Raw genomic sequence first — 10,221 nt, 5'->3', positions numbered from 1 at the left:
CCCCTGCCCTCCCCCAGAGGGGGAGGGAGCAAGACAGTTCAGAACTGCACAGGAATCTCGGGCGACTCGCCCTTCTGGATCTCGAAGACCAGGCTCGGCGACCCGTTCTCCCACACCAGCAGCATCGAGCGCTTCGGGCTGAAGCCCTGGTGGCGGCAGTACGCTGGCATGGCCGCCATGTCGCCCGCCTTCATGATCACGCGGGCCATGGGCTTGCCGGTGTTCTTGTCGCCGCAGTCCCAGTGGATCTCGTCGGTCATCTGGAAGAACCACTCGACGCGGTCGTTGCCATGGATGATCGGCAGGATGTGCTCCTCGGTCGTCGGGCACATGTAGCTGTGCTTCACCACCGAGGTGAAGCTCGGGTTCCAGGTGACCTGCGAACGGCTCAGGAAGCCGAAGAGATTGAAGGCATGCACCTCGTTCTCGAAGCCGGGCTCGGGGTGCAGCTCGGGCTGGCCCTGCGGCACGTCGGCAAAGGCGCGGTTGACCGGTGCACCGCGTTCGTCGCTGCGCAGGTCGAGGTCGCCCTTCAGGCCCACGCAGCGTTTGGCCAGTTCGCGCGCCCTCGTGATCTTGGCGGTGTTGTTGCCCTTCTTGCGGCCGTAGGGCGAGCCGGTTTCCTGCGGCGCTGCGAACGGGTCGAAAGCCTCGTTGGTCCAGTCGTCGAGCATGGCCTCGAAGGTGGCGCGGATCTGCGCGGTCGGGAAGTTCTCGAGCAGGTCGATGCCCGCATCCTTCATGGTGCCGTTGAAGCTGCCGGCGTACAGGTCGACCGACTCGTAGTGGTTGACGGTGCCGAACACGTCGTCGAAGTTGACCCAGCCGTAGAAGAAGCCCCAGGCCACGTCGCGCATCAGCGCACGCAGGTAGCTGCCGGCGTCCATGGTGTGGCTCATCGGGCGGCCGTCGCGGGTCTTCCAGCCGATGTGCACGAAGTATTCGTCGCGGTGGAAGCTGAAGCTGCCGAGCGAAAAGTCCTTGTAGCCGAGTGTGGCGTCGGGCTGCGACGCGATCACCTTGGCGAGTTCTGCGGGTGCGTTCATGGTGTGGCTCCTGTTCAATGGGTTTGGCAGATGTCAGCCCACTTTTCCATGGAGAGATCGCCCTTGCAGCTCTGCAGCACGATCACGCCCGGCTCGCCGGCACAGCGGAACTGGTAGGCGGTGTTCTTCGGCAGCAGGCCCTGGTGGCCGCGCGAGAGCTTCATCCAGCCCATCTTCCTGCCCTGCGGTTCGCCCTTGACCAGCACGGCGCCGTTCTTGTCCTTGTCAGCCACCGCCTGCGCGGCGTCGAGCTGCACCAGGTGCACTTCGACATCGCCGTCCATCACGAGCGCGAACTCGTCGTGTGCGCAGGTGTACCAGGGCGAGGTGCCTTCGGCGCGCAGCGTCTCCAGCACGTAGATCTGGTTCTGGCCGAACACGACCTTCTCGTAGGGCTGGCTGATGCTCGCGATCTCGAAGCAGTTGGAAAACGCGTAGTGGCGCACGTCGTCGTCGATCGGTTCGACGTGGCCCTTCTCGAAGTGCTTGAGCGACCCGAAGCGGGTTTGGTAGGCGGTTGCGGTCATGGCGGGGTGTCTCCTGTGATGAGCGAACTCTAGGAGTCAACCGACGCCGCCGGTAGGGATCAGTTTGGAAGAGGATTATTCGGCGCTTCCGAATAATCGCTGGGGTTTACCCCCTAACCGCTGGCCCGGCTGAACTCGATGAGTTCCGCCGGGATGAGCCCGCGCTCGATCAGCGCCGCGTCCCACGGCGGCACGCGCGTGAAGCGGGTGGCGATGTGCTCGATGAACAGGCGCAGTTTCAGCGCATTGCGCGAGGTGCCCGCATACACCGCGCTGAGCGAAAAGGACGACAGCTGGTGCTCGGCCAGCACCACGCACAGCTCGCCGCGCGCAATGGCATCGCCCGCCACCAGCGTCGGCAGGCAGACGATGCCCGCATGCTCCAGTGCGTATTCGCGCAGCAGATGCACGCTGTTGGTCAGCAGCGCGGCGGACAGGTAGATGGTGGTCTGCTCGCCCTGGTGGTGAAAAGTCCACCGGTCCCGCGTGGGGTAGCCCGAATACAGGCCCAGCTTGTGGCGATGCAGTTCGCGCGGTGTGGCGGGCATGCCGTGCGCCTCGAGGTAAGCCGGCGTGGCGCAAAGCACCCGCCGCACCGGAAACAGCGGCCGCGACACCAGCTCCTGCGAGGCGGCGGGAAAAATCTGCAGCGCGCAGTCGACGCCGGCTTTCACCGGGTCGGCCACCGCATCACTCACGATCAGTTCGAGGTGGATGTCGGGATAGGTCGTCTGGAACTCGCGCAGCAGCGAGGCAAAGCGGCCCAGCACCATGCCCGTCAGCGCATGCACGCGCAGCGTGCCCGAGGGCGTGCCGCGCGCTTCGCGCATTTGGTCGACGATGCTCTCGGCACGCACGACCAGCTCCGTGCAGTCGCGCAGAAAGGCCTGGCCCATGTCGCTGAGCCGCACCACGCGCGTACTGCGGTGGAACAGCGGCGCACCCAGGAACTCTTCCAGCTGCTTGACCCGCGTGGTGACGACCGAGTTGGCCACGCGCAGTTGCCGAGCGGCTTCCGCGAAGCTCTGGGTCTGCGCGACGCGAACGAAGGTTTCAATGCTTTGGAGACGGTCCACGGCCGCACTGTACTGCGCGAGCCCGGTGTTGCGGCCAGGTCGAAAGACCGTCATCACTGTGTCTGAAGGTTAACCACCCACTTACAATGCCTGCCGCATCCCCCACCCCTACGAGGTCTTGTCCGCAATGCCCAAGAGCCCCCGGCCACGCGCCCGTTTCAGCTTCTCTCCCGCCGTTCGCGCCCTGTTCCTGGCTGCGGCAACCTGCGGCGCCGTGCTGCCGGCACTGGCCGCCCCCGAGCACGAGGAAGTCGACAAGCTCATGCAGGCCGGCAAGCTCGACGAGGCCATGACAAAGGCCGACGCCTTCCTCAAGGACAAGCCGCGCGACCCGCAGATGCGCTTCCTCAAGGGCGTGATCCAGCTCGACACCGGCAAGCGCGCAGAGGCCATCGCCGCCTTCACGCAGCTCACGCAAGATGCGCCCGAACTGCCCGAGCCGTACAACAACCTCGCGGTGATCTACGCGAGCCAGAACCAGTTCGACAAGGCACGCGGCGCGCTCGAAAGCGCGATCCGCACCAATCCCAGCTACGCCACCGCCCAGGAAAACCTCGGCGACGTGTATGCGCGGCTGGCCAGCCAGGCCTACAGCAAGGCGCTGCAGCTCGACCAGAACAACACCGCCGTGCAGCCCAAGCTGGCGGTGATCCGCACGCTCTTCACGCCGACGCCGGTGGGTGGCAAGCCTACGGCCGTGGTCGCTTCGGCGGCGCCAGCACCGGCACCCGTGGCCAAGGCACCCGCTCCCGCGCCAGCCCCTGCCGCCCCGCCGCCGGCCAAGGTCGCGGCCGCTCCTGCACCGGTAGCCGCCGCGCCCAAGGCGCCCGAGGCGACGCCGGCACCAGCACCCGCACCGGCGCCTGCGGCCAGTACCGCGTCCAATGCCGAAGTCGAGTCGGCCGTGCGTGCCTGGGCTTCGGCCTGGGCCAGCCAGGACATGGAGCGCTACCTCGCGGCCTACGGCCCCGACTTCGCGCCCGCGGGCGGCCAGAGCCGCAAGAGCTGGGAAGAAGACCGCCGCGCCCGCATCGTCGGCAAGACAAGCATCAGCGTGAACATCGAGAACCTCGCGATCAAGGTCGACGGACAGACCGCGACCGCCAAGTTCCGCCAGATCTATCGCGCGGACAACCTCAACGTCTCGAGCCGCAAGACGCTGGACATGCAGCGCTCCGGCAATCATTGGCACATTCGCAAGGAAAGCGTCGGCGGCTAGTGGCAGACATCGTCCGGCACGGCCGGCTTCAGAATCCCCCGTTCCGTCTGCGCAGCGGACAGCTGCTCGCAGCCCTGATGACCGCTTCCGCGCTGATGCTTGCAGCGCCCGGTGCGGCACTGGCGTCGAACAACACCAAGACAGCCAGCAGCGCCAAGGCCAAGGCCACGGCAGGCAGCCATGCAGGCAACCGCTCCGCCGGCCGATCTTCGGCCAAGGCACAGCCCAAAAGCAGGAAGGGCGCGGTTGCAGCAGAAGCCCGAACGGCTAGCACCACGGCAAGGCCCGCACGAAAGCCCGCCTCCAACGCGGCCCCCATCCAGGAAGCCGGCAACGCAGAGGCACGCCTGATCGCGGTCTACGAAATGTTCGGCCGCGGCCAGGCCCGCCCCGCGCTGGCCAAGGCCCGCGACCTGGTGCGCGACTATCCGAACTTCCAGCTCGCGCAGCTCGTCTACGGCGACCTGCTCGCGGCGCAGGTGCCCCCGTCGAACGCGCTGCCCGACACCGCCAGCATCGCGAAGATGCGCGGCAGCCCGGCCATGGCCGAGCTGCACGAGGAATCGAAGCGCCGCCTGCAGGCCCTGCGGGAGCGGCCGCCGGCCAACACCGTGCCGTCGCAGTTCCTGGCGCTCTCCACCCGCAGCCGCTATGCCATTGCCGTCGACGCCTCGCGCTCGCGGCTGTACCTGTTCGAGAACTCCGACAAGGGCCTGAAGCTCACGGCCGACTACTACATCTCGGTCGGCAAGTCAGGCACCGACAAGGCCACCGAAGGCGATGCGCGCACTCCGCTGGGTGTGTACTACATCACCAGCAGCCTCGACCCGAAGTCGCTGAAGGACTTCTACGGCGCGGGCGCCCTGCCCATCAACTACCCCAACCCATACGACCTGCGGCGCGGCAAGACTGGCGGCGGCATCTGGCTGCACGGCACCCCACCCCAGCAGTTCGCGCGGGCGCCGCTGGCGAGCGACGGCTGCGTGGTCATGGCCAATCCCGACCTGAAGCAGCTTCTGCGGAAAGTGCAGATCGGCGCCACCCCGGTGGTAACCGCGCGCAGCCTGCAATGGATAACGCAGCCTCAGGCGGAAAAAGAGTCGCAATCGATTACCGGCGCAATCAATGGCTGGAAAGATGCGCGGGCCAATGGAAATGAAGCGCAATTGAAGAAATTCTATTTGCCCGATTTCCAGCGCAGCAGCAAGAAATCCACCGAAGGAATTTCGGCTGTCGACGACGAAGTGAAATACGCGCAGGGCAAGCGCGTACAGCTCAAGGACATGTCTTACCTCCACTGGCGGGACGGTGACGACACCATGATTGTTACCTTCGGCGAGGTGTTCGAAGGCGAAAAGAGTGGACGCTCCCGGCGCCAGTACTGGTTACGCCAGGGTACCGACTGGAAGCTGTTTCACGAAGAAATCCTGGGCTGAGGCCTGGTTGAAGCCCTCCCGGCGGCGAGGCCACCCCGTGATCTCGTGACTTTTTGCTCACGAGATTGTCCTTTTTTCAATGTTACATCTGACCCACCGAGGGCCTGCGCTACGTAACACGTAACGCATTTGTTCCCGTAACGTTTCCCATTCGCGCGTTCCCGGCGACGTAACGACACATCCCATCTTTATGGGAGGTCACATGTGTCGTACAGAGGGAAATATTCGTTTCCAAACTGTCAATCGGTTGGGCAGGCCGTTTCTGATTCCGGGCGGCAGAAGGCTGGCCGCCATCCTGCTTTATCTCTTTCGCTCAGTACCCGTTAGACAAAAGTACTAGCCACTTCCTGGTTGATACACAGAGTTACGCTGTATAACATTCACCTGCAAGTCTTTGTTAACACTCCTGGAAAGGGAAATCATGCTTGGATCTATTGCTCGTTTTCTGCGCGATGAAGAAGGTGCTACCGCAATTGAATATGGAATTATTGCGGGGTTGATGGCAATTATCTTGATCGGCATCTTTTCCGAGACAACTGGCATCGGCAAGGCACTGATCGACATGTTCAATTACATCGGCGGCAAGCTGCCCAAGGCGGGATCGACGACTCCCACCTGAGACTTTCGATTTGCGTCCGGAATCCCTCCTGCTTGTCTGGCTGGCCTTGATTGCCGTCCATGACTTCCGCAGGCGCACCGTCTCCAACTGGCTGGTCTTGTCGGGCGCCGCCACCGCGCTCGTACAACTCGCCCTCGGGTTTCAACCCGTGGGAATCGGCTGGTCGGAAGCGTTGCTTGGCTTTGCCGCGGGATTCGGCGCACTCCTGCTTTTCTATGCCACAGGCGTCATGGGAGCGGGCGACGTGAAGTTCGCTGGCGCTCTCGGTCTATGGGTTGGCCCCATGGCACTCCTCCCCATCTGGATCGGCGGCAGTCTGCTCGCCGCCCTCCACGGCATTCTTTGGCTGGCGCTGCTGCGCTGGCCCGTGCTTCCCCGGCTCGCGCTGATGCTTGCGCACCAACGCTCTGCTGCCGACGGCATGGCGCTGTCCGGACGCCGGCCTCGTGTTGTTCCCTATGCAGCCTATCTGGCACTGGCCACCGCGGTATGGCTGATCTGGGGGCGACAGAGTTGATCGCACACATGGCGGCGAAGCCGCCAGTCGTCGATTTTCCGGTTGCGCACATTCCTTCTTCTAAATGCCGCCCATGATCCATCTCACCAAGATAGTCGCCGCCATTCTCGTGCTGCTTGCCATTGCGCTCGGTGGCTATGCATGGATGCTCAGCAGGCAGGCTCCCCCTGCAAGAGCAGCCACCGCTCCGGTAGCCGCGCCAGCAAAGGCGCCGGTGGTGATGACGTATGCGGTGGTGGTCGCATCGAAGCCCTTGCCGGCAGGACAAGCCATTTCCGCCGACGCGATTCACGTCGAGCGCCTGCCCATCAACCCCGCGGGCGCGTTCCAGGAAACGGCGGATGCCATCGGACGTGTGCCGGTGATGGACCTTGGCGAAGGCACTCCGCTGCTTCAAGGCCAGCTCGTCTCAGGACTCGCATTGCGTGTGGCGGAGGGCGAACGTGCGGTGGCGGTCAAGGCCGACGAGCTCATGGGCGTCGGAAACAAGGTCCAGCCAGGCGACTTCGTCGATGTCTTCGTGATGTTCAAGTCGGACAACAAGGACGTCGATCGGAGCCAGGCGCGGCTGCTGCTCGCACGCAAGCGCGTGCTGGCATTCGGCAGTGCCTCCGTCGACGGTTTGCCACCCAAGGGGGCGGACGGCAAGGCCGGAACGGCACAGCCGCAGGCGCAACGCACGGAAGCGGCGAGAACCGCTGTTCTGGCGGTCGCGGTCGACGAAATCAATCGCCTGACGGTGGGCGAATCCAGTGGGCGGCTGTTGCTGGCGCTGCGCAATCCGACTGACTCGGCCGAGCCCGATCCCAAGCTCTTCGCAGAACTTCCGACCGCATTGCAACCCGCGCCGGCCAAGCCCGGCGCGCCGCGTCGAGCCCCGCTCGAAGGGCTGGACAAGGCTCAAGCAGGCTTGACCGCGGTGGATTTCGTTTCTGGCGGCACGACCGACAACACCCGCCGCGCGAACGCAGTGGCACGCAATGCGCCGGCTGGAAACGCAATCTCCCGCAGCGGCCCACCGACCGCGCGGGGAGGCAACGAAGTTGAAGTGATCCGCGGCGAGCGAAGCGAAACCATGCGCTATTGATCGGCCAAGCCAATGACCGTCCAAGTTCAAGAAAGAAGACACATGCCGCATTTGCCCTGCCAGTTCACAAGGAATCGGCGGCCTCCATTTCGCCTTGCGCTCGTCGCGCTGTGCCTGGTCTCGCTCGGTATCGTGCCGCCCGCTTCGCAGGCAGCTGGCCCGGAGACAAAGACGCCTCCCGCGCGGCAGCCCATTGCGCTCGTGATGCAGGCGGGAACCCAGCAGGAACTGCTGGTCGACAAGGGCATCGATCGCATGGCCATCGCCGACGAGGCCGTGGTCGGCGTCACGCTGACCCGCAAGGCCGCGGGATCGCCCGGTGCGCGCCTCATCATGACGGGTAAGGCGGCAGGACGCACGACCTTGATGGTTTGGGAAAAGGGCAGCCCCGCAGCCACCACGTATGCCGTGGAAGTCCGTCGCCGCGCGGCGGTGCTGACCGGCTCCACCGACAGTCTCCCCGCGCACCAGCAGGCCACGGATATCGCCCTTTCAAGCGCCGATGAAAAGACTGCGCTGCAGGACCGGTCGGTCGTGAACGTCCGCAGCCACACCGTCCAGGTCGAAGTCAAGGTCGTCGAGTTCAGCCGGAGCGTGTTGAAGGAAGCGGGATTCAACCTTTCCTCCTATGGCCCCAACAGCCATGGCTTCAGCTTCAGCAACACCACGCCGGGCGGCGTTCTGGCGGATGCATTCGGTCTTGCCTTGGGCTTTGGCAATGCCAACAAGGGCCGCGGCATGAAGCTGACGCTGAACCTGCTCGAAGGCAACGGCCTCGCGCGAGTACTTGCAGAGCCGACGCTGGTGGCCATGTCGGGCCAGAGCGCGAGCTTCCTTGCTGGTGGGGAGTTGCCGATTCCAGTACCGCAAAGCCTTGGGGCAACAACCATCGAGTACAAGCCTTTCGGCATCGGCCTGTCGGTAACCCCTACGGTCCTGTCGAACGACCGCATCGTCCTGAAGGTCGCTCCGGAGGCGAGCGACCTCGACTACACCAACGCCCTGAGCATCGACGGCGTCGCGGTTCCCGCGATCACGACGCGCCGCGCGGATACGACCGTCGAACTCGGCGATGGCGAGAGCTTCGTCATCGGCGGTCTGGTGAGCCGCACCACGTCATCCAACGTCGACAAGGTGCCGCTGCTCGGCGACATCCCCGTTCTCGGCTCCTTCTTCAGGCAGAACAAGTACCAGATGAGCGAGAAGGAGCTGGTGATCATGGTGACGCCGCACCTGGTCAAGCCGATCGCACGCAACACCGATCTCGCCCCGTTCCTGCCGGGCACCGCCGAACAACGCGACGGCGCAGTGTGGCGCTCGATCTTCCTGGGCGGCGCAGCCAACACCGCGCTTCCCGGCTTCTCGCGTTGAAGAAACAGCAGTGTGAACGCCAGAAATGCTGACCTCATGAACGCACCACGCGACAGCATTCCCGAAACAGGCGCGGAAACCTACCTGTTCGCATCGAGCAACGGCGGCCACATCACGTGGTTGACCGATGCGCTCGGGCGGGTGGGCTCCGTGGTCGTGCTTGCTCCGGACGCGAAGTCAATCGACGAGCGCATCGCCCTGCTCGGCCCGGCCGCGATATTCATCGACTTCTCATCCGACCAGGTGACTGGTGCGAGCCAGCTTCACCAGCGCCTGAGGAGAGATTGGCCCGCCTTGCCAGTGCTTGCCATGGGAACGTCCACGGAGCCCGCCGCGATGCTTGCGGCACTGCGCGCAGGTGTCGACGATTTCGTCGACGTCGCGGCGGCGCCGACCGAGGCAGTGACCACATTGAAAACACTGCTCGAGCGCCGCGGCAGCTTGCAAGGCGGTACCCGCGGCAGCACCCTTGCGCTGCTTGGCGCGCGTGCCGGGTTGGGAGTGACCACGCTTGCGACCAGCCTGGCCCTGATGCTGCACACCCAGTTGTCCAACGCGCCCGCGAGACCGCAATCGCGCGCAACGCGACACGGCGTGGCCTTGCTCGATCTCGGTCTTCCTGCGCGCGACGGACTGCTTTACCTGGACACCCAGAGCGGCTTCAGCTTCGTCGACGGCGTACGCAACCTGCGACGCCTGGACCAGACGCTGCTGCACACGGCTCTTGCACACCACACCAGCGGCGTCGCCGTGCTGCCGCTGCCCGCGAGCCTGTCGCAGGTGCGCGAGATCTCGCACGCCGATTCCGTAGCGCTGATCAGGAGACTCTCCGACTTCTTCGACTTTCAGATCGCAGACCTCGGCGGCTTCTCGACCATCGACTTCATCGCTCAAACCCTGCACGAAGCACAGCAGACCTGGGTCGTGTGCGACCAGAGCATCGGCGCCATCGTCTCCACTGCCAACCTGCTGAAAGAGCTCCGCGCGCGAGGCATCGAGACCGAGCATCTTTCCCTGGTCGTGAACAAGTTCGACAGTCATGTCGGCCTGTCGGCGAAGGACATTGCCGAACGTCTCGAATTGCCGCTGCTGCACGTGCTGCCTGCGCGCAGCGCTGCGCTGCTGGCCGCGGCAAGCCGCGGGGAAATGCTGGTACGCACCGCGCGCAGCGATCCCTATTCGCAAGCTGTCACAGGCCTCGCTCGAAGCCTCCATCAGCAGTACATGTCCGTGTCGGGCCAACCGCCGGCCAAAGATCAGCGCTGGGTTGCACTGATGTCGCAAATCACCGGGCTCTGGAAGAGTTCAAACGAAAGTTGAGCC

The 10,221-nt window shown here is 64.6% G+C and carries 10 protein-coding genes; 7 read left to right on the top strand and 3 right to left on the bottom strand.

Annotated features, from left to right (window positions below; all coding sequences use genetic code 11):
• Positions 1-38: 38 nt before the first annotated feature.
• From ACCC97_RS25130 to ACCC97_RS25120, 3 genes are all read right to left on the bottom strand, one after another.
• Positions 39-1,046, bottom strand: coding sequence for a hydroxyquinol 1,2-dioxygenase (locus ACCC97_RS25130; RefSeq protein ID WP_413314306.1), 1,008 nt, complete (start codon positions 1,044-1,046; stop codon positions 39-41).
• Positions 1,047-1,060: 14 nt separating this feature from the next.
• Positions 1,061-1,573: a hypothetical protein gene (locus tag ACCC97_RS25125; protein ID WP_007836231.1), complete on the bottom strand. Its 513-nt coding sequence runs from the start codon at positions 1,571-1,573 to the stop codon at positions 1,061-1,063.
• A gap of 113 nt (positions 1,574-1,686) precedes the next feature.
• A complete protein-coding gene (locus tag ACCC97_RS25120) occupies positions 1,687-2,649 on the bottom strand; it encodes a LysR family transcriptional regulator (RefSeq protein ID WP_042673880.1) in 963 nt (320 codons plus the stop codon).
• 127 nt (positions 2,650-2,776) lie between these two features.
• Between ACCC97_RS25120 and ACCC97_RS25115 the strand changes: the two genes are divergently transcribed.
• The 7 genes from ACCC97_RS25115 to ACCC97_RS25085 all read left to right on the top strand — a co-directional run bounded on the left by ACCC97_RS25115 (position 2,777) and on the right by ACCC97_RS25085 (position 10,218).
• Positions 2,777-3,868 carry a nuclear transport factor 2 family protein gene (locus tag ACCC97_RS25115; protein ID WP_007836233.1) on the top strand — a complete coding sequence of 364 codons (1,092 nt, stop codon included), beginning with the start codon at positions 2,777-2,779 and terminating at the stop codon, positions 3,866-3,868.
• On the top strand, positions 3,835-5,304 hold the full coding sequence (locus tag ACCC97_RS25110; RefSeq protein ID WP_413335669.1) for a L,D-transpeptidase family protein: 1,470 nt from the start codon (positions 3,835-3,837) through the stop codon (positions 5,302-5,304). The genes ACCC97_RS25115 and ACCC97_RS25110 overlap by 34 nt, the downstream gene beginning before the upstream one ends.
• A 421-nt stretch (positions 5,305-5,725) precedes the next feature.
• Positions 5,726-5,923, top strand: coding sequence for a Flp family type IVb pilin (locus tag ACCC97_RS25105; RefSeq protein ID WP_413335667.1), 198 nt, complete (start codon positions 5,726-5,728; stop codon positions 5,921-5,923).
• A gap of 10 nt (positions 5,924-5,933) precedes the next feature.
• The gene (locus ACCC97_RS25100; protein WP_413335665.1) at positions 5,934-6,440 is read left to right on the top strand and encodes a prepilin peptidase; all 507 of its coding nucleotides are present in this window, start codon (positions 5,934-5,936) and stop codon (positions 6,438-6,440) included.
• Positions 6,441-6,513: 73 nt separating this feature from the next.
• Positions 6,514-7,527 carry a Flp pilus assembly protein CpaB gene (gene cpaB, locus ACCC97_RS25095; protein WP_413335663.1) on the top strand — a complete coding sequence of 338 codons (1,014 nt, stop codon included), beginning with the start codon at positions 6,514-6,516 and terminating at the stop codon, positions 7,525-7,527.
• A gap of 42 nt (positions 7,528-7,569) precedes the next feature.
• On the top strand, positions 7,570-8,898 hold the full coding sequence (locus ACCC97_RS25090; RefSeq protein ID WP_413314312.1) for a type II and III secretion system protein family protein: 1,329 nt from the start codon (positions 7,570-7,572) through the stop codon (positions 8,896-8,898).
• A 36-nt stretch (positions 8,899-8,934) separates the two neighbouring features.
• A complete protein-coding gene (locus ACCC97_RS25085) occupies positions 8,935-10,218 on the top strand; it encodes a histidine kinase (RefSeq protein WP_413335661.1) in 1,284 nt (427 codons plus the stop codon).
• The last annotated feature ends 3 nt before the right edge of the window (positions 10,219-10,221 follow it).

It is taken from the genome of Variovorax sp. Varisp85, assembly GCF_047304045.1.
Lineage (GTDB): Bacteria > Pseudomonadota > Gammaproteobacteria > Burkholderiales > Burkholderiaceae_C > Variovorax.
This window is presented reverse-complemented; position numbering and strand designations above follow the sequence as displayed.

What these genes read in the sequence shown, in the direction of transcription:
- ACCC97_RS25115 (WP_007836233.1), top strand. Translation starts at nt 2,777, where the DNA reads ATGCCCAAGAGCCCCCGGCCACGCGCCCGTTTCAGCTTCTCTCCCGCC.
- ACCC97_RS25105 (WP_413335667.1), top strand. Translation starts at nt 5,726, where the DNA reads ATGCTTGGATCTATTGCTCGTTTTCTGCGCGATGAAGAAGGTGCTACC.
- ACCC97_RS25090 (WP_413314312.1), top strand. Translation starts at nt 7,570, where the DNA reads ATGCCGCATTTGCCCTGCCAGTTCACAAGGAATCGGCGGCCTCCATTT.
- ACCC97_RS25125 (WP_007836231.1), bottom strand. Translation starts at nt 1,573, where the DNA reads ATGACCGCAACCGCCTACCAAACCCGCTTCGGGTCGCTCAAGCACTTC.
- ACCC97_RS25085 (WP_413335661.1), top strand. Translation starts at nt 8,935, where the DNA reads ATGAACGCACCACGCGACAGCATTCCCGAAACAGGCGCGGAAACCTAC.
- ACCC97_RS25130 (WP_413314306.1), bottom strand. Translation starts at nt 1,046, where the DNA reads ATGAACGCACCCGCAGAACTCGCCAAGGTGATCGCGTCGCAGCCCGAC.
- cpaB (WP_413335663.1), top strand. Translation starts at nt 6,514, where the DNA reads ATGATCCATCTCACCAAGATAGTCGCCGCCATTCTCGTGCTGCTTGCC.